General features: G+C 45.0%; 19 protein-coding genes and 1 riboswitch. Of the genes, 10 read left to right on the plus strand and 9 right to left on the minus strand.

Going from position 1 to position 18,121, the window contains the following annotated elements; all coding sequences use genetic code 11:
• Positions 1-20: 20 nt before the first annotated feature.
• Positions 21-1,172: a DNA-processing protein DprA gene (gene dprA, locus P2A85_RS20630; protein WP_377475235.1), complete on the minus strand. Its 1,152-nt coding sequence runs from the start codon at positions 1,170-1,172 to the stop codon at positions 21-23.
• A gap of 178 nt (positions 1,173-1,350) precedes the next feature.
• Positions 1,351-1,542 (minus strand): hypothetical protein, encoded by a 192-nt coding sequence (locus P2A85_RS20635; protein ID WP_377475237.1) that lies wholly within the window; start codon positions 1,540-1,542, stop codon positions 1,351-1,353.
• 31 nt (positions 1,543-1,573) lie between these two features.
• Between P2A85_RS20635 and P2A85_RS20640 the strand changes: the two genes are divergently transcribed.
• The 9 genes from P2A85_RS20640 to P2A85_RS20680 all read left to right on the plus strand — a co-directional run bounded on the left by P2A85_RS20640 (position 1,574) and on the right by P2A85_RS20680 (position 12,697).
• Positions 1,574-3,583, plus strand: a complete 2,010-nt coding sequence (locus P2A85_RS20640; RefSeq protein WP_377475239.1) for a tetratricopeptide repeat protein — start codon at positions 1,574-1,576, stop codon at positions 3,581-3,583.
• 735 nt (positions 3,584-4,318) lie between these two features.
• Positions 4,319-6,568 carry a Calx-beta domain-containing protein gene (locus P2A85_RS20645; protein WP_377475241.1) on the plus strand — a complete coding sequence of 750 codons (2,250 nt, stop codon included), beginning with the start codon at positions 4,319-4,321 and terminating at the stop codon, positions 6,566-6,568.
• 207 nt (positions 6,569-6,775) lie between these two features.
• Positions 6,776-7,336, plus strand: coding sequence for a Uma2 family endonuclease (locus P2A85_RS20650; protein ID WP_377475243.1), 561 nt, complete (start codon positions 6,776-6,778; stop codon positions 7,334-7,336).
• Between the two features lie 76 nt (positions 7,337-7,412).
• A complete protein-coding gene (locus P2A85_RS20655; protein WP_377475245.1) occupies positions 7,413-7,973 on the plus strand; it encodes a Uma2 family endonuclease in 561 nt (186 codons plus the stop codon).
• A 76-nt stretch (positions 7,974-8,049) separates the two neighbouring features.
• Positions 8,050-8,607: a Uma2 family endonuclease gene (locus P2A85_RS20660; protein WP_377475246.1), complete on the plus strand. Its 558-nt coding sequence runs from the start codon at positions 8,050-8,052 to the stop codon at positions 8,605-8,607.
• Between the two features lie 79 nt (positions 8,608-8,686).
• Positions 8,687-9,247, plus strand: coding sequence for a Uma2 family endonuclease (locus tag P2A85_RS20665; protein ID WP_377475248.1), 561 nt, complete (start codon positions 8,687-8,689; stop codon positions 9,245-9,247).
• Between the two features lie 274 nt (positions 9,248-9,521).
• A complete protein-coding gene (locus tag P2A85_RS20670) occupies positions 9,522-10,361 on the plus strand; it encodes a Uma2 family endonuclease (RefSeq protein ID WP_377475250.1) in 840 nt (279 codons plus the stop codon).
• A 180-nt stretch (positions 10,362-10,541) separates the two neighbouring features.
• Positions 10,542-10,637: riboswitch (TPP riboswitch) on the plus strand.
• Between the two features lie 7 nt (positions 10,638-10,644).
• A complete protein-coding gene (gene thiC / locus P2A85_RS20675) occupies positions 10,645-12,018 on the plus strand; it encodes a phosphomethylpyrimidine synthase ThiC (RefSeq protein WP_377475252.1) in 1,374 nt (457 codons plus the stop codon).
• 88 nt (positions 12,019-12,106) lie between these two features.
• Positions 12,107-12,697, plus strand: coding sequence for a Uma2 family endonuclease (locus tag P2A85_RS20680; protein ID WP_377475254.1), 591 nt, complete (start codon positions 12,107-12,109; stop codon positions 12,695-12,697).
• Between the two features lie 87 nt (positions 12,698-12,784).
• Here the strand turns inward: P2A85_RS20680 and dcm are convergent, their stop codons facing one another.
• The 5 genes from dcm to pyrE form a co-directional block, all read right to left on the minus strand.
• On the minus strand, positions 12,785-14,077 hold the full coding sequence (gene dcm / locus P2A85_RS20685) for a DNA (cytosine-5-)-methyltransferase (protein ID WP_377475256.1): 1,293 nt from the start codon (positions 14,075-14,077) through the stop codon (positions 12,785-12,787).
• A gap of 152 nt (positions 14,078-14,229) precedes the next feature.
• Positions 14,230-14,406, minus strand: coding sequence for a hypothetical protein (locus tag P2A85_RS20690; RefSeq protein ID WP_377475258.1), 177 nt, complete (start codon positions 14,404-14,406; stop codon positions 14,230-14,232).
• 131 nt (positions 14,407-14,537) lie between these two features.
• Positions 14,538-14,714 carry a hypothetical protein gene (locus P2A85_RS20695; RefSeq protein ID WP_377475260.1) on the minus strand — a complete coding sequence of 59 codons (177 nt, stop codon included), beginning with the start codon at positions 14,712-14,714 and terminating at the stop codon, positions 14,538-14,540.
• Positions 14,715-14,845: 131 nt separating this feature from the next.
• A complete protein-coding gene (locus tag P2A85_RS20700; RefSeq protein ID WP_377475260.1) occupies positions 14,846-15,022 on the minus strand; it encodes a hypothetical protein in 177 nt (58 codons plus the stop codon).
• 131 nt (positions 15,023-15,153) lie between these two features.
• The gene (pyrE, locus tag P2A85_RS20705) at positions 15,154-15,729 is read right to left on the minus strand and encodes an orotate phosphoribosyltransferase (RefSeq protein WP_377475262.1); all 576 of its coding nucleotides are present in this window, start codon (positions 15,727-15,729) and stop codon (positions 15,154-15,156) included.
• A gap of 120 nt (positions 15,730-15,849) precedes the next feature.
• Between pyrE and P2A85_RS20710 the strand changes: the two genes are divergently transcribed.
• Complete coding sequence (locus P2A85_RS20710) at positions 15,850-16,335, plus strand: hypothetical protein (RefSeq protein ID WP_377475264.1); 486 nt, start codon at positions 15,850-15,852, stop codon at positions 16,333-16,335.
• Positions 16,336-16,531: 196 nt separating this feature from the next.
• Here the strand turns inward: P2A85_RS20710 and P2A85_RS20715 are convergent, their stop codons facing one another.
• The gene (locus P2A85_RS20715; RefSeq protein ID WP_377475266.1) at positions 16,532-17,278 is read right to left on the minus strand and encodes a pentapeptide repeat-containing protein; all 747 of its coding nucleotides are present in this window, start codon (positions 17,276-17,278) and stop codon (positions 16,532-16,534) included.
• Between the two features lie 19 nt (positions 17,279-17,297).
• Positions 17,298-17,942, minus strand: coding sequence for a hypothetical protein (locus tag P2A85_RS20720; RefSeq protein ID WP_340522297.1), 645 nt, complete (start codon positions 17,940-17,942; stop codon positions 17,298-17,300).
• Positions 17,943-18,121: the final 179 nt, after the last annotated feature.

Genomic DNA, 18,121 nt, shown 5'->3' on the forward strand with positions numbered 1-18,121 from the left:
AATTCAGAAATGATGCGATGTCAGCACCGCTGGTATCGCATTCCCGGTAACTGGGAGACTAATCCTAATAATTCTAATTGCAATAGTGCACTAGAAATTTTGCCGGTATCTAATCCTGCGGTTTCGACAATGCAATCAAAAGAAATCGGACCAGATTCGATCGCGCTTAACACCAAAGCTAATTCCCTATCCAATGCTGGCTCTTGCTTTTGTGGAGATGGAGTGGCTGGAAATAGGGACAATTGTTGGGCACAATCCAATTTTGGGATAGCTCCCAGCATTTCTAACAATCGTTCTTCGCTCAAAAGTCGATCGCTATTGGGCAGAATTGGATGAGCACCTTTACTCAATAATTCCAAACATCCAAAGGAAAGTTCATCATCTAATCTTGCGGTCAAAACATAGACATCCCGGCAAAAATCATTAGCTTGATAAGCGGTAATTAAAGCACCAGATTTGCGCGGAGCTTCTATGACTATGGTAGCACGAGTTAAACCAGCAATTATCCGATTTCTCCGGGGAAAATTAGTTTTATTTGGTTGAGTACCAGCGGGATATTCACTAATTGCTAATCCCTGCTGCAAAATGCGATCGTACAACTTATCATTTTGGCTAGGATAAACGATATCGACTCCCGTGCCTAATATGGCAAAAGTCCGCCCTCCCGCACCCAAACAGCTTGTATGAGCTTCTGTATCGATTCCAGCCGCCAATCCCGACACCACAGTAAAACCGCTTTTAGCTAAAGCAGCGCTAAATTTACGAGTCCACCGTCTACCATATTCCGAAGGAGAGCGAGTACCCACAATTGCTACTGTGGGCGTAATTCCTTGACTTTCTTTGGTATCAACTGTACCCCGATAATATAAGACTGCTGGCGGATTGGGAATTTCTAATAATAAACGAGGATAATCTCCATCGGCTGGTGTCCAAAAAAGGGGATTTTTGATGAGATGTTGTTCAATAAATTGTTCGGGATTAATCTTTTTTCGTTCTGCTATTACTTTTTCAATAGTCTGTTTCCCAAAGCCTTCAATTTGGCATAAATCTAGGGATTTTGCCGTCCAAGCTGTTGCTAAACTCTGAAAATGTTCCTGCAATCTTTGTAATAAAATCGGCCCGATGCCGTTAATTTGAGACCAAGCCAGCCAGTAAGTGCGTTCTTCTGTCATGAATTGCCCTCAATTACTGTTGATTGAATTAGTTATGGACATCCCCAAAATTATTCTGGGCTTGGCATTCTGCTGTTCCAAGACTGGCTTTTTAGGAGATGTCTATTTTATCATTTTTCAACAATGAGTTTATGGGTATTTTTGATACCCGACTTCGTAGAAGTTGTTGGGTATCTGACTAGAGGGTGATGGAACCGGAGCGATCGCCACCATCTATCCTTTCGGGAAAGTGACAGAGTGGGAATTGTTGGCACTTTTCCTGATAAATCAGAGGCTGGGCGTATGTTGGAGATAGTAAGCCAAACTCTCTGGCAATCGCGATTTTGACTGCTGACAGTAGCATCGCGATCGCCCGATGAGCGATCGGCAAGCACTAACTCTTCTTAAGTAATTTCACGCTTATGCGAGTATCAAATGTAGCTTTTTTCACTCTGGCTGCCCTCGCATCCCAGAATTTAACTGCTAATGCTAGCACAACTCCCGCTCCACCTCCCGCTGCTCCTCAAACACCACAAAGCAGCAACTTTGTGGATGCCATAAATAATACCGTAGCCCGTGGGACTCATTCAATTAGCGCCCCAGAGACGATCGCCCACGAACAATTTTCCCCACGCATTGCTGTCAAATCCCAGACAGGTTTGCTGGTGGCGACAGCGCCACCCCAGTCATCTACCCCAGCCAAAACCAAGGAAAAAACTACATCTTCATCCGGCGATGAATTGACAAAATCTTTACAAGAAACTTGGCTAGCTAAATTGATAGAATCCGGTACTCAAACCATCCCCCAAGCTCGCGATGCTTTCGATTTTCTCTCTCCCCGCGCTGGTGGCAATATCGACTCTGAATATAGTTTTAATCATACTATAACTTTGCTGAATGTTTTGCTGATTCTGGGGACCATATTTCCCCCAGTTACCCTTGCTTTTTTTTGGATGATGCGACGGCTGGTAATCAGACAGTTGGTGGCTGATGCCAATAAAAGATTACAGGGAATTGGTGTATTAGAATCAGAATTAATCAATTCTAGTCAGTTGAATCAAAAATTGAGAGATGAATTAGAAGCACAAATGAGTGCCGCCAAACAATCCATTGATTTTTTAAGTAAAGAAACTGAAGTTTCTAAATCTTCCGTAGAGCAAATAGAAACTCTCAAATCTCAATTTTTGATGCACCTGCAAGTTTTGCTGACGGAAGTTTATGAAAAAAAATCTCAAATAGTTCAAGAAATTTCTCAACTCCCCGCCGTAGTAGCCCAGGAAGTTGTCAAAGTCCCACCAACACCACCCTCAAACAACTCCCCAGAGTCACAAGTAGACTCGGTTTCTAGTGAGGACAATAATGTGATTGCTGATGATTATATCAAGCAAGGGGAAGAGCTTTATTTTCAAGGCAATTATAATGAGGCAGTAGTCTGCTTTGAAAAAGCTATTTTAACGAATAATAATTTAGATAGGGCTTGGTATTGGCGCGGAAATGTGTTAATAAAATTGCAAAAGTACGAAGAGGCGATCGCCTGTTATGACCAAGCCATATCTATTAAATCAAATAACTATGAAGCTTGGTATCATAAAGCTAATTTGCTGGGAAAATTGCAAAAGTACGAAGAGGCGATCGTCTGTTACCAGCAAGCAAGTGCGATCGAACCCACAAATTATGCTCCCTGGCACAATATCGCAGCTTTATTGGGGAAATTGCACCACTACCAAGAGGCGATCGCCAGTTACGATCGCGCCCTCGCCATCAAAGCAACCGACAGCGAAATTTGGCACAACCGAGCCGTGATGTTGGGCAAAATACAGCAGTACCAAACAGCAGTCGATTCCTACGATCGAGCGATTGCCATCTATCCCAATAGATACGAAACCTGGTACAATCGAGGTAATGTGTTGTGGAAATTGCTGCGCTACAAAGATGCGATTGATTCCTACGATCGAGCCATCAGCATCGCCCCAGACAAATATGAAGTTTGGTACAATCGAGGTGCTGTCTTCGGAAACATACACCGCTATCTGGATGCGATCGCATCCTATGACAAAGCCATTGCGATTAAATCAAACGACTTTGAAATTTGGCACAACCGAGGTACAGCTTTCGAGAAACTGTTGGATTACGCACCCGCGATCGCATCTTACGAAAAAGCGATCGAAATTAACCCTCAGTGTTATGAAGCTTGGTTTGGTAAAGGCGAAGCCTTAGCAAAATTGTACCGAAACCAAGAAGCGATCGTAGCCTACGAACAAGCGGTTGCGATCAAGCCTGATTCCTACGATGCTTGGCATCACTTGGGGACAGCATTGTCGCAATTAAAGCGCTATGAAGAAGCAATGACAGCCTACGATCGAGCCATCGCTATCCAGCCAGAAAACGAGGAAGCAAGGCGCGATCGCCGCACTCTCATCTCAGAACTATAGCAGATGTTGAAGGCAGAAAGAATAATAGCAATAGAACCCCGACTTTGTAAAAAAGTCGGGGTTCTGTGTTTGATATTTTTGCTAGTTATATAAAATCCTCTCTTCATCGTCCTGTATTAAACTCTCTCTTCTCTTCCTTCGCGTACTTCGCGCCTTCGCGGTTAAATCATTCCGATACAACCGGAATTGATATTAGGTGTAAATAGGGTAATGGGTAATGGGTAATGGGGAACCCCCCCAGCCCCCCTAGGTGGAGGATGGGGGAAGGGCATAGGGCATTATTAATTACCTATTACCTATTACCTATTCTCGATCGTACTTCATCTTTCACTCCCAAGGCTATATCTATTTATTTTTCCAACAATCGTCCTGAAAATATCTCATTGTTTAGAAGCATAGAGGTGGAGTTTATAGACAATTATTTATACCGAAATATATTTGGGGTAACTATTAAATTTACAGCATAAAATTCCGAACCTATGGGAACTTTATACTGGCTGGTTTATTCTGAGGTATTAACAGGGCATGAAAACAGATTTACCTGACGAAGTGCTAGCAAGCAAAGATTGCCTATGGCAATTATTTGATCTAACGGATAAGTATAGTCAATCCTGACATAAATACCGGATTGTTGCACCAATCATACGTCTATAAAAATAGTGCAATAAATCCCTAAAAAAATTCTACAGGTGCTTCTACTAAAGGCAAAAAAAACTAATCTGTGGAATTAAAAAAATGGCAAACATAACAGGAACTCTAGGCGCAGATCTCATACCTGGAACTTTACCAGACGGTCGCGTAATTAGCCTAGGCAGCTTGCTAGGCGACGATACAATCAGTGGACTTGACGGTAATGATGCCATCGGTGCAGGGTCAGGAAACGACCTCGTATTCGGCGGCCCCGGCAATGATATTCTTAATGGCAACGAAGGCGACGACCAAGTATACGGTGGCAAAGACGACGACCAAGTATACGGTGGCAAAGGCAACGACTTAGTAAGAGGCGACATCGGCCGCGACAGCGTGTTCGGTAATGACGGCAACGACTCGATATTCGGCGGTAAAGACAACGACTCGATGTTCGGTGGTAAAGGCAACGACTTGATTCTGGGCGACCTCGGCGACGACGTACTCTACGGCGACCTTGGTTCTGATACCATGAGCGGTGGTGGTGGAAATGACCTGTTTGCGATCGGGCGAGTAGGCGACGGCAAACCCACAGCAACTACTGGCGGCCCCAGCGTCTCCGATGCCGACGTCATTACTGACTTTCAACTCTCCGGGAACGATGTCATCCAGTTATTTGGCGGACTGCAATTCAGCGATTTGCAATTCATCGACGGCACCGGCTCCAACGGCATCAGCATCGGCAACACCCTCGTTCGCGATACCGGCACCGGCGAGTATTTAGTCAACCTCCAAGGTTTGACTGCTGCACAACTGAGCGCAAATCCGGGTTGGTTTCAATCATCCGGGTTGCCCACACCCACACCCACGCCCACACCAACCCCAACCCCGGCACCCACACCGACACCAGGAACAACACCTACAAGTGTCTTCAGCTTCAGCACAAATAATTACTCTACCCCCGAAGGCAGCCCCGCCACAGTCACAGTGATTCGCACGGGCAATACATCGGCTCCCGGAAGCATTAATTTCGGTACAGTTGATGGTTCAGCTTCTTCTCCTGCGGACTATAGCCCTACCACTGGTACCCTGAATTTTACAGCAGGACAAACTAGCGCCACTTTCACTATCCCAACTGTGGCTGATGTGATTAGCGAAGGCTCAGAAACAGTAAATGTATTTCTGAACAACGGTAATGTAGGCAGTCTCAATCCAGCCACGGTGACAATTTTTGATGGTGGAAGTGCCCCGGCTCCAACTCCGACTCCGATTACAACTCCAACCCCTGCAAGTATCTTCCAGTTCAGTCAAGGCAATTACACTGTCAACGAAGGCGGCCCGGCTACCATTACCGTGACTCGCACCGGTGGTACTGGTGCGGCAACAATTAACTACGGCACTACTGACGGTTCGGCTACTTCTAGCGGGACAGCACCTGACTACACCGTTGCTGCGGGTTCACTGAACTTTGCTGCTGGTCAAAATAGCGCCAGTTTCACAGTCCCCGCTTTGATTGATGGGATTACTGAAGGCCCAGAAAGTGTCAACTTGGTACTCAGTGGCGGTACTGTCGGCAGCAATCCGGCAATCTTGACGATTAATGATGTTGTGCCGACACCCACTCCAGTTCCGACTCCGACTCCAGCCACTGCGACAGCAACCCAGTTCGTTTTCAGTGCGGCTACTTTCAGCACCCAGGAATCATCTGGCTTTGCTACGGTGACAGTCAATCGCGTCGGGCCCAATACGGCTCCCGCAAGCATTAGCTACGGTACTCTTGACGGCACGGCATTATCGACTGGGACCTCGGTTGATTATTCCTCTGGTGCTGGTGTACTAAACTTTGGCCCTGGGGAAACATCCAAGACTTTCAGCATCTTTGTCAATCCTGATACAGTGCCTGAAATGACTGAGACTGTTAACCTATTTCTCAACAACGGCCCCGTCGGCACTCCGTCAACAGCAAGACTAGACATTATTGACGGTAGCGGCAGTGCATCTGGCAATGTCTTCCAGTATAGTGCGTCTAATTACGGCACGATCGCCACTCAGGGCGGTGGCACAACCGTTACAGTTACCCGCTCAAGCGGCATAGGTGCAGCATCGGTTGACTATATTATTCTAGCGGGTACTCCAGGCAGCAGCCCTGCACCTGTATTTGGTACAGACTACTTGCTTAGCCCAGGCGGCCCCACTGGCGGTACGCTGTCATTCGCCAATGGCCAACTCAGCCAGACATTTACGGTTCAAGACAACCAATTTAGTACCAATAATGGGACTGTCCGCTTAGGTCTTGCTAACCCTACTGCTGGCTACAGTTTCGGCAGTACAGCGGCAACAAGCATTACTCTGATCTAAGGTTATTTGCAGGGCGGACAATGCCTGCCCTGCGATCGCTAAAACCTGTTTTTTTAGCACTTTAATTCACTTGTTGTAACCTGTGTCATTTACAGACTTCCTGGATATACCGCTCCGTTTAGGGCGGTTTTTTGTTGTTTTGAAGTAATACTATTTATTAAAATACAATGGTAAACTTAGGCTAACTGCCGAAAAAGGAGAATAGTTATGTCTGTTCAGATGCAAAGACGGCTATTTACAGTCCAAGAATATCACCTGATGAGTGAGGCTGGTGTTTTTGACAAGAATGAACGAGTTGAACTTATAGAAGGAGAAATCATCCAAATGGCTGCAATTGGTAAACGTCATGCCGCCCGTGTCGATCGCCTCGCAGACTTATTTTATGACAAAGTGCGAACAAGTGTGATCGTCCGGGTGCAAAATCCGATTTGCCTTGATGATAAATCCGAGCCTCAACCTGATATTGCTTTAGTACAACGTCGTGCTGATTTTTATGAAGAATCCTTGCCAAATAGTCAGGATATTTTGCTGCTGGTAGAGGTAGCAGATAGTACGGTTAATTATGACCGTGATGTGAAAGTACCTAACTATGCTCGTTCTGGAATTCAGGAAGTATGGTTGTGGGATCTTGAAGTTAACTGTTTAGAAGTTTACCGCAATCCCACGGCAAATGGCTATACTTCAATCCAAAAATTTGAGCGGGGAGAAATTGTTTCACCGTTGGCTTTTCCTGATTTTCAAGTGAGTGTTGATTTAATCTTAGGTTAGGATGCTTTAGCAGTAGCTAGAATATGAGAATCAAAAATAATAAACTTAGGCTAACCGCCAAAAAAGGAGAATAGTTATGTCTGTTCAGATTCAAAGACGGCTATTTACAGTGCAAGAATACCACATGATGAGTGAGGCTGGTGTTTTTGCTCATAACGAACGAGTGGAACTTATAGAAGGAGAAATCATCCAAATGGCAGCAATTGGTACTCGTCATGCTACTTGTGTGCGACGACTGATCCGGCAGTTTCGCCAAATTCCTGAAGAAAGTGCTATTTTGGATGTTCAAAACCCAATTCGGTTAACTCAACGTACCGAACCTCAACCCGATCTAGTTTTGCTACAATTCCGTTTAGACTGCTACGCTACAGCCCATCCAATACCGTCAGAAGTTTTGCTGTTAGTTGAGGTTTCTGATAGTACAGTTGATTTTGATCGCGATGTGAAAGTACCTAACTATGCTCGTTCTGGGATTCAGGAAGTATGGTTGTGGGATTTAGAAGCTAATTGTTTGGAAGTTTACCGTTATCCAACGGCAAATGGCTATACTTCCATCCAAAAATTTGAGAGGGGAGAAATGGTTTCACCGTTGGCTTTTCCTGATTTTGAAGTGAGTGTTGATTTGATTTTGAGTTAGCCTACTTTAGCAGTAGGTAGAATATTAGAATCAAAAATAGTAAACTTAGGCTAACCGCCAAAAAAGGAGAATAGTTATGTCTGTTCAGACTCAAAAGTGGCTATTTACTGTCCAAGAATATCACCTGATGAGTGATGCTGGTGTTTTTGCTAATGAACGAGTGGAATTGATAGAAGGAGAAATTATTCAAATGGCTGCAATTGGTACTCGTCACGCAAGTTCCGTTAAGCGTCTCACTAGATGTTTTAGCCTCATTCCAGAAGATCTGGCAACTCTGGGTGTTCAAGACCCCATTCAGTTGACAGAAAAAACTGAACCTCAACCGGATGTTGTCTTGCTGCAACCTCGTGCTGACTACTACGCCACAGCCCATCCAGTACCGTCAGAAGTTTTGCTATTAGTTGAAGTAGCCGACAGCACTGTTGATAACGATCGCAATATTAAAGTCCCTATCTACGCTCGTTCTGGGATTCAGGAAGTATGGTTGTGGGATCTTGAGGTTAACTGTTTAGAAGTTTACCGCAATCCCACGGCAAATGGCTATACTTCAATCCAAAAATTTGAGCGGGGAGAAATGGTTTCACCGCTAGCTTTTCCTGAGTTTGAAGTGAGTGTTAATTTTATCTTGGGTTAGGGAGATTAGCTAGTAGTAGTTTGAATATTACTAGCAAAAATGGTAAGCTTAAGCCAACTGTTGAAAAAGGAGAATAGTGATGTCTGTCAAAATGCAAAGACGGCTGTTCACATTACAAGAATATCACCTGATGGGTGAAGCTGGCATTTTCGGTGAAGATGACCGAATAGAATTGATAGAAGGGGAGATTGTGCAAATGGCTGCAATTGGAACTCGTCATGCAAGTTGTGTAAACCGCCTCGCGCGGCGGTTCAGCTTGATTCCCGAAGATCTGGCGACTTTTGCTATCCAAAACCCAGTTAAGTTAACCGATCGCACTGAACCTCAACCGGATGTTGTATTGCTACAACCTCGCGCTGATTACTACGCCACAGCGCATCCAGTAGCGTCAGAAGTTTTGCTATTAGTTGAGGTTTCGGATAGTACAGTTGATTATGACAGAGATGTGAAAGTATCCATTTACGCGCGATCGCTAATTCAAGAAGTTTGGCTAGTAGATTTAGTGGAAAATTGTTTGGAAGTCTACCGCCAACCAAGCCCGAACGGTTATAGTTTAATGCTCAAGTTTTGGCGCGGTCAACAAGTTGCGCCCCTGGCTTTTCCTGAGTTTGAAGTGAGCGTTGATTTTATCTTGGGTTAGGCTGATTTTTTTATGTTTAGGATTTACGCATCGAGGCTTAGAAACCGGGTTTTTTGGGTCGCAGCGCGTCCAGGACTAATATTATTAAACTTTACTAATTTCGCTGGCGATTGTAACTCGCGAAATTTCGCTTCTTCCTTCTTCCTTCTTCCTTCTTCCTTCTTCCTGAATTTCCCCCCTTGGGGGGGGCTGGGGGGGGGTGACTTCTTCCTTCTTCCTTCTTCCTTCTTCCTTCTGCTATAATCAGTTTAATTCCTCAAATAGCGCAAGTTCTATGACAGTTGCCAAACCATTTGAATTGGAAGTCACCCATCTCCCAGACCACACTGAATTACCAGAGTCGGACGGTACTTTTGTGAAAAATTTTCAAGAACTTCCTCAAAGCATTATTCTCACTGATTCACTCCGACCAATATTGCAACAAATTCATCCTGATGCACGCTACCGCATCGGTCAAGATTGCGGGATTTATTGGCGTTTAACTGAGCCTCTGGAACGGGGTGCAGAAGCACCTGATTGGTTTTATGTGCCGAATGTTCCCCCACTATTAAATGGTGAGGTGCGACGTTCTTATGTATTGTGGAAAGAATACGTTGCACCGCTGATTGTTTTGGAATTTGTGTCGGGGAATGGTTCAGAAGAGCGAGATCGAACTCCGCCTCCCGAACTCGGTCAACCAGAAGCACAAAAGGTTGGCAAATTCTGGGTTTATGAGCAGGCGATCCGCGTACCTTTTTACGGGATTTATGAAGTAAAAAAAGCTGCTGTAGAAATGTATCATTTACAAGATAATCGCTATCAGCTAATGAGTGCAAATGAGCGCGGTCACTATCCAATTCCTCAGCTTGGAGTTGAGTTGGGAATTTGGCAAGGTGAATATGATGAGATGAATTTGCCTTGGTTGCGTTGGTGGGATAGTGAAGGTAATTTGTTGTTAATTGGGGAAGAACGTGCGGAAAAAGAACGCCTTCGCGCAGAACGAGAGCGTCTTCGTGCTGGAGAAGAACATCTTCGCGCAGAGGAAGAACATCTTCGCGCAGAGGAAGAAAAACAACGGGCCGATCGCCTTGCCGAAAAATTGCGCGAAATGGGGATTAATCCTGATGAAGTCTGAGGGTTTTTTCCGGTGTTAAATGGGGGTACGATCGCACTTTGGGCAACTCTAGAAATATCAGAAATCTGGAAAGTGCGATCGCACTTCCCATCTCCCCATCTCCCCATCTCCTCAGTCATCATCCTTATTAAGATTTCCTTAATTGCTTTGAACTCATACAGACATCAGTGGTATTATTAATAGCTTAGCTAGGGGTGCCCGAAAATCCGGGCTGAGAAACACCCTTAGAACCTGAGTCTGGGTAATACCAGCGGAGGGAAGCTGTTTATCAAGGAAATCAAATATGCGTACCGAATGGATCGCTAAGCGTAGCGGGCAGAGCAATGTGAGTCAAATGCACTACGCCCGCCAAGGTGTGATTACTGAAGAAATGCACTACGTCGCTAAGCGAGAAAATCTCCCGGCCGAACTGATCCGCGCCGAAGTAGCCCGCGGACGGATGATTATTCCAGCTAATATCAATCACCCGAATTTGGAACCAATGGCGATCGGCATCGCCTCCAAATGCAAAGTCAATGCTAATATCGGCGCATCTCCCAACTCTTCCAATATGGCAGAAGAAGTTGACAAGCTGAAATTAGCAGTCAAATACGGTGCTGATACCGTCATGGACTTGTCCACCGGTGGTGGTAATTTGGATGAAATTCGTACTACCATTATCAAAGCTTCACCAGTGCCGATCGGCACAGTACCGATTTATCAAGCACTAGAAAGCGTTCATGGTAACATGGAAAGTCTGACCGCCAATGACTTTCTTCACATCATTGACAAACACGCTCAACAAGGTGTTGATTACCAAACTATCCACGCCGGAATTCTGATTGAGCATCTGCCATTAGTCAGAGATCGACTGACTGGAATTGTATCTCGTGGCGGTGGCATTTTGGCCCGGTGGATGCTGCATCACCACAAACAAAATCCCCTCTACACTCACTTTAACGACATCATTGAAATCTTCAAAAAATACGATGTTTCGTTTAGTTTGGGAGATTCTTTGCGCCCAGGTTGCACTCACGATGCGTCCGATGCAGCTCAATTAGCTGAACTCAAAACTTTGGGACAATTAACTCGCAAAGCTTGGGAACATGACGTGCAGGTAATGGTGGAAGGTCCAGGTCACGTTCCTATGGATCAAATTGAGTTTAATGTCAAGAAACAAATGGAGGAATGTTCCGAAGCACCCTTCTATGTTTTGGGACCATTGGTGACTGATATTGCGCCCGGTTATGACCATATCACTTCTGCGATCGGCGCGGCAATGGCTGGTTGGTACGGCACTGCCATGCTGTGCTATGTAACACCGAAGGAACACCTCGGTTTACCCAATGCTGAAGATGTCAGAAATGGGCTGATTGCCTATAAAATTGCGGCTCACGCTGCTGACATTGCGCGGGGTCGTCCGGGTGCACGAGACAGAGACGATGAACTCTCGAAAGCGCGTTACAACTTCGATTGGAACCGTCAATTTGAGCTGTCTTTAGATCCAGAACGGGCCAAGGAATATCACGACGAAACTTTACCAGCAGATATCTACAAAACTGCTGAATTCTGTTCGATGTGTGGGCCTAAGTTCTGTCCGATGCAGACGAAAGTTGATGCCGATGCTTTGACAGAATTGGAGAAGTTCTTGGCTAAGGAACCTGTGGCGCAACGCTAACTCAATTGATTAACAAGGCGGGTATTTCCCGCCTTACTTAATGTTAAATTTGTTATATTAAAAGGAGTTTCGGCAAAGGAGAATCGCGATGTCCCTTCAACTTCTAAGACGGCTATTTACGGTGAAAGAGTATCATTTGATGAGTGAAACAGGGATTCTTTCTGAAACCGATCGCGTTGAACTCATTGAAGGAGAAATTATTCAAATGGCTGCAATTGGGACTCGTCACGCCACTGCTGTGAGACGACTTAACCGACTTTTCCACCGATTACCAGAAGATAGAGTTATCGTTGATGTTCAAAATCCAGTTCAGTTAAGTGAACGTACTGAACCGCAGCCTGATGTGGTATTGCTTCAATTTCGCGATGATGATTACGGGACAGCACATCCAGTTCCTTCAGAAGTGTTACTTTTAGTAGAGGTAGCTGACAGTACAGTGGATAATGACAGAGATGTCAAAATTCCGATTTATGCCCGATCGCTCATTCAAGAGGTTTGGCTGGTCAATTTAATTGAAAACTGCTTGGAAGTATACCGCCAGCCAACACCGAACGGCTATAGTTTAATACTAAAGTTGTATGCTGGTCAAGAGGTTGCACCGATCGCCTTTTCTGATTTTACAGTCAGTGTAGATTCGATATTCGGTGCGGGCGATCGTATTTCTTCAACTCCAGAGTAATTTGGAATTATTTTACCACAGAGAGCGCAGAGAGCGCAGAGAAAGAGAAGAGGAGAGAGATAGCATAAATTGTCTGATTGATGCCGATTAAACTGCATTTTTCAAAGGAACTTGTTTTGCAGAATATAAGACATTCTGAATAACTTCTTCAGCAACAGCTTTAACTACATTGACACTGACACTATTACCAATTTGATGATAGGCTTTATCATCATTGGAATGCAAACTAAAATTATCTGGAAAACCTTGTAAACGCGCCGCTTCACGGGGCGTAATTCTCCGAACTCGGTGATGATGATAAACTCCTAATCTATTAGCATCGCTAGCAACAACTGTGACGGAAATTTTAGCTGGATCGAGAAACTTATACACTTCAAAGGAAAAGTTACCCGATACAGGTTTGTAAAGTTGATTATGTCGTTGCAGGTACTTTTTTGTTACCAGGGAATCTAAAATTTCATCGAGATGGGGATGAGCAAAAAAAGTAGCTATTTGCTCTTTAGTTAAAAGCTTCCCATCTTGGTGGTTCCCAAATTCTTTATTACGCCTTTTCAATATAAAAAGATTCATCAATTCAATTTCTGCTAAACTGCACTCACCTCGCAAACCCAGTTCCCAAGAATGAATGGAATTACCACCACGATAGTCGATTAGTCGCATTCCGTGCAAGCGATTGAGGTCATTGTTAACGATTTGTTTCAAAGCCTTGACAAATTCTAGCGAACAATCATATTTTGCATCTGGATTATCTTCTAATATATCTGCAACTGTTACAGGTTTATTTAAGGGATAAAATAATGAGAGTTGTTGATGGCTAGAGGAATGGGAATCTTTTGGTCCTAAGTCGGAAATTAAGTTATATTGGGGAACAGTATTTAAAACTCCGACTAAGTAAACTCGGACGCGGTTTTGAGGTAAACTGAAGTTAGAGCTGTTGAGTACAAAATAATCGAAGCTATAACCTCGGCTGGTCATTTCGCCTTTGATAGTTTCTAGGGTTTGTCCGCTGTCGTGGGAGACAAGTCCCCGCACATTCTCGAAAATAAATGCTTGAGGTTTGAAAGTGTCAATCAGTCGTACAATCTCAAAAAACAGCGTGCCTCTGGTGTCTCCAAATCCTGCTTTTTTGCCTGCGTAGGAGAAAGATTGGCAAGGAAATCCTGCTAGTAAAATGTCATGGTCTGGGAGTTGGTCAATTAGTCGGATGTCGCCTGAAGGTCGATCTCCAAAATTGAGCTGGTACACTGATTGAGCGTCGGGATTGATTTCGCTACTTAATACGCATTCTGTTTGACTATTCAAGGAACTAGCGGCGGATTCAAATCCTAATCTCATGCCGCCTATTCCTGCAAATAAGTCAATGAAACGGATTTTTTGCATAGCGATTAAGCAGGCAGTCAAACCTCAGATATTCTACTATTTTTTGATCGAGGCAGAGCCTCTAGATATTCATTACCAGGCAGAGCCTGGTAACAAGAATCTTCTTCTTTCTCTTCCTTCGCGTTCTTTGCGCCTTCGCGGTTGCTTAAATCTTAGGACTTATTAGCCATCCACTCCTGAATATCCTTAATCATAAACACCGTCTCAAAATCTAACCCAACAGATTGATAAAACTCTGCCCCACCTTGCTCTCTATCGATCAGAGACAAAATGCGATCGAATAAGTCAATGAAACAGATTTTTTGCATGGCGATTAAGCGGGCAGTCAAACCTCAGATATTCTACTATTTTTTGATCGAGGCAGAGCCTCTAGATATTCATTACCAGGCAGAGCCTGGTAACAAGAATCTTCTTCTTTCTCTTCCTTCGCGTTCTTCGCGCCTTCGCGGTTGATTAAATCTTAGGACTTATTAGCCATCCACTCCTGAATATCCTTAATCGTAAACACCGCCTCAAAATCCAAGCCAACAGAGCGATAAAACTCCGCCCCACCTTGCTCTCTATCGATCAGAGACAAAATGCGATCGAATAAGTCAATGAAACAGATTTTTTGCATGGCGATTAAGCGGGCAGTCAAACCTCAGATATTCTACTATTTTTTGATCGAGGCAGAGCCTCTAGATATTCATTACCAGGCAGAGCCTGGTAACAAGAATCTTCTTCTTTCTCTTCCTTCGCGTTCTTCGCGCCTTCGCGGTTGATTAAATCTTAGGACTTATTAGCCATCCACTCCTGAATATCCTTAATCGTAAACACCGCCTCAAAATCCAAGCCAACAGAGCGATAAAACTCCGCCCCACCTTGCTCTCGATCGATCAGAGACAAAATGCGATCGAATAAGTCAATGAAACAGATTTTTTGCATGGCGATTAAGCGGGCAGTCAAACCTCAGATATTCTACTATTTTTTGATCGAGGCAGAGCCTCTAGATATTCATTACCAGGCAGAGCCTGGTAACAAGAATCTTCTTCTTTCTCTTCCTTCGCGTTCTTCGCGCCTTCGCGGTTGATTAAATCTTAGGACTTATTAGCCATCCACTCCTGAATATCCTTAATCGTAAACACCGCCTCAAAATCCAAGCCAACAGAGCGATAAAACTCCGCCCCACCTTGCTCTCGATCGATCAAAGACAAAATGCGATCGACCTTATAACCCGCACCCCGCAGCCTCTCCACCGCCTGCATCGCCGACTTACCCGTCGTCACCACATCCTCCAAAACCACCACTTTCGCACCCTCAGACAGCGTTGGCCCCTCAATATACGCCATCGTCCCATGTCCTTTGGCTTCCTTTCTGACAATCAAAGCTGGTATTGGTCGATCGCCCAAAGCCGAAACCACACTCACCGCAGTTACAATTGGATCGGCCCCCAAAGTCAAACCAGCCACAGCGTCCACATCCGCCGACAGCATCGACAACAGCAACCTCCCCGTCGCCAAAGCACCTTCAGGATGCAGAGTCACCGGTTTGCAGTTAATGTAATAGGAGCTTTTCTGTCCCGAAGACAGCACAAAATCCCCCTCACGATAGGCAAAAGAACACAACAAATCCAAAAGTCGATCGCGCAACACCTTCAAATCCTCAACATTCATAACTGACACCGTGTACAAAACAAAAATAATCTGCCGATAATCAGTCTATATTGGAACCGTAATTAATTTAGAAGCTTCAATATCATGGGCCACAAGTTAAAAAGCTTAAGTAGTATATTGATGATGACAGTCGTTTCTGCCACCTTGGCATCCGTCAAACCAGCCCAAGCAGAACCAGCTAGATTTCACCCTATCTCCGACGATTTCAATCGGCAATTCTTTCAGAGTTCAGGAGACTTTTACTACAACGTCAGCCTCCAAGGTTACTTGGGCGACTATTTAGGCATCGGTTCCCCCAGTGGCGTAGTAGCATTTCCCGAAAAAGAAATCGAGCGGGACGCCAGTCGCGTCCATGGCTTTTACCGACAAATGATGCAGCGTCAAGTGTCTTCCGATCCCATTCTCCGCGTCCCAGATGCAGTCAATCCCTTCGATTCATCCGTAATGGCACTCCCTCCAGCTTGCCAATTCGCACCCCAGCCCAGTGGCTGTTTCCCTACTGCTGCCGGACTTCAGGAACAGTTGCCCGCTTCCGAGCAACAGCCACAGACAGTGCCAGGCCCTGTTAGGGGTTTGTATCAAATATCACCCAATGGTCCAAATTAATGGTCTAGGATTTATAGCCGAAGTCCTAAGTCATTGGTTAGTTGTCAGTTGTTAGTTGTCAGTTGTTATTGGTGATAGAAATATAGCAGTCCCCAAGACTATACGGTCACTGAGCGTAGTCGAAGTGTCCACTTTTGCCCTTCGACTACGCTCAGGGAACAAACTCACCAATTACCAACAATCAACAACCAATAACTTAGGGTAAAATACTACCATCAGGCATCATAGTTTTGATCAAAATAGCTTCCGACAAATTTGCTCCTTTCAAATTTGCTCCTCTCAGATTCGCCCCCGCCAAATTAGCTCCCCTCAAGTCAGCTTTGCCAAGGTTTGTCCATCGTAAATCAGCGCCTTTCAACTGCGCAAAACTCAGATTAGCCCTAAAAAGATAAGCTCCCGTTAGGTGAGCTTCCACGAGATTAGCTTTATAAAAATTAGCACTATAAAAATGCGCCTCAATCAACTCTGCTTGACTGAGATTAGCTTGACTCAGATTAGCATTATTCAAGTTGGCTCCTGTCGCCTTAACTCCACACATCACAGTACCGATTAAACTAGCATCTGCTAAATCGGTATTTTGGAGATTAGCGGCGCTCATATCTGCCCCGATTAAATTTGCCAGACTCAAATCGGCTCCTGTCAAGTCGGCTTCCTGGAGGTTGGTTCCAGTTAAATTAGCTTTGACTAAGTTAGTTTCCAGCAGTTGGGTACGCGCTAGATTTCCTAGACTGAGATTAGCTTCAGTGAGGTTGGCTGCAATCAATTTAGCTTTGAATAAGTCGATTTTGAATAGGTTCGATCGCCCAAGATGCGCGCCTCGCAGATTTGCTTCCGCCAGGTTTGCTTCACTCAGATCTGGCTCGATATCTGGGTGAATATTTCTCCATTCAATCCAGGTTACAGCACCCCGTTTCAGCAGTGCCAAATGGTCTTTATTTGCCATAATTACTCTCCTTTAATGGCTATTCTTTTCGTCCAAAAATTGCTGGATTTTCCCGCCCCGCCACACCTTCAATTGCCGCAATTGCCGCTTGGGAACCTGCGATAATATCTCGTTCTGCTCCGCCTAGGTACAGCCGTCCAAAACTGCCTACAGCCTGAACCTCTAGAATATTAATAGATGCGCCTTTTTCCGCTTCATTTGCCGCTAGTGCAGCATAGGCTGCGGGTTCTACTTCTAATACGTAAAGCGTTTGTCCCGCCAGCAGTAATTGTCCCCGGCGGGTGCGGTTAATTAATTGCGTTTGGTGGGCGTCGATGTTGCGAATAATTTGGCTGGAAATAACTCGCGGTTTGATACATTCTTCTCTGCGAACTCCGATGAATTCTAGAATCGCTTTCCCCGCAGCCCTGGTTTCCCCCTGCTGGCTTGAATGCACTTCCAGAAGGCCGTACAAGCGTTCTACTATCTGCACTCCAGGGCGCACGGACGCGGATTTGAGGGCGACATCGGTAATTCGGTTAATTTCGATACCGGGCGAGATTTCGATCCACAGCGACGCATCCCCCGGTAGCGGCAAGAATCCGGCCGCAACAGTGCCTATGTATGCTGCGTGCTGTGGCTGTAGGTTGTCTAGAAAGACGTAGCTGCGTAGCTCTATGCCCAAAAGTTTTTATCTCCGTCGATCGATCTGCAACTGTTTTACTTGCAATATCTGAGTGTACCGCACGGTTGACTTGTTTTCTTGCTTGTCCAATCAGATTTCCATACCCCCTCTATCCCCTGTTGATGCTCTACACTAGGGCTCGTTCGAGTGGGAAATTGACCTATAGTAATAGCTGGAAT

The organism is Microcoleus anatoxicus (assembly GCF_042465725.1).
Classification (GTDB): Bacteria; Cyanobacteriota; Cyanobacteriia; order Cyanobacteriales; family Microcoleaceae; genus Microcoleus; species Microcoleus anatoxicus.

What these genes read in the sequence shown, in the direction of transcription:
- dprA (WP_377475235.1), bottom strand. Translation starts at nt 1,172, where the DNA reads ATGACAGAAGAACGCACTTACTGGCTGGCTTGGTCTCAAATTAACGGC.
- P2A85_RS20640 (WP_377475239.1), top strand. Translation starts at nt 1,574, where the DNA reads ATGCGAGTATCAAATGTAGCTTTTTTCACTCTGGCTGCCCTCGCATCC.
- P2A85_RS20645 (WP_377475241.1), top strand. Translation starts at nt 4,319, where the DNA reads ATGGCAAACATAACAGGAACTCTAGGCGCAGATCTCATACCTGGAACT.
- P2A85_RS20650 (WP_377475243.1), top strand. Translation starts at nt 6,776, where the DNA reads ATGTCTGTTCAGATGCAAAGACGGCTATTTACAGTCCAAGAATATCAC.
- P2A85_RS20655 (WP_377475245.1), top strand. Translation starts at nt 7,413, where the DNA reads ATGTCTGTTCAGATTCAAAGACGGCTATTTACAGTGCAAGAATACCAC.
- P2A85_RS20660 (WP_377475246.1), top strand. Translation starts at nt 8,050, where the DNA reads ATGTCTGTTCAGACTCAAAAGTGGCTATTTACTGTCCAAGAATATCAC.
- P2A85_RS20665 (WP_377475248.1), top strand. Translation starts at nt 8,687, where the DNA reads ATGTCTGTCAAAATGCAAAGACGGCTGTTCACATTACAAGAATATCAC.
- P2A85_RS20670 (WP_377475250.1), top strand. Translation starts at nt 9,522, where the DNA reads ATGACAGTTGCCAAACCATTTGAATTGGAAGTCACCCATCTCCCAGAC.
- thiC (WP_377475252.1), top strand. Translation starts at nt 10,645, where the DNA reads ATGCGTACCGAATGGATCGCTAAGCGTAGCGGGCAGAGCAATGTGAGT.
- P2A85_RS20680 (WP_377475254.1), top strand. Translation starts at nt 12,107, where the DNA reads ATGTCCCTTCAACTTCTAAGACGGCTATTTACGGTGAAAGAGTATCAT.
- dcm (WP_377475256.1), bottom strand. Translation starts at nt 14,077, where the DNA reads ATGCAAAAAATCCGTTTCATTGACTTATTTGCAGGAATAGGCGGCATG.
- pyrE (WP_377475262.1), bottom strand. Translation starts at nt 15,729, where the DNA reads ATGAATGTTGAGGATTTGAAGGTGTTGCGCGATCGACTTTTGGATTTG.
- P2A85_RS20710 (WP_377475264.1), top strand. Translation starts at nt 15,850, where the DNA reads ATGATGACAGTCGTTTCTGCCACCTTGGCATCCGTCAAACCAGCCCAA.
- P2A85_RS20715 (WP_377475266.1), bottom strand. Translation starts at nt 17,278, where the DNA reads ATGGCAAATAAAGACCATTTGGCACTGCTGAAACGGGGTGCTGTAACC.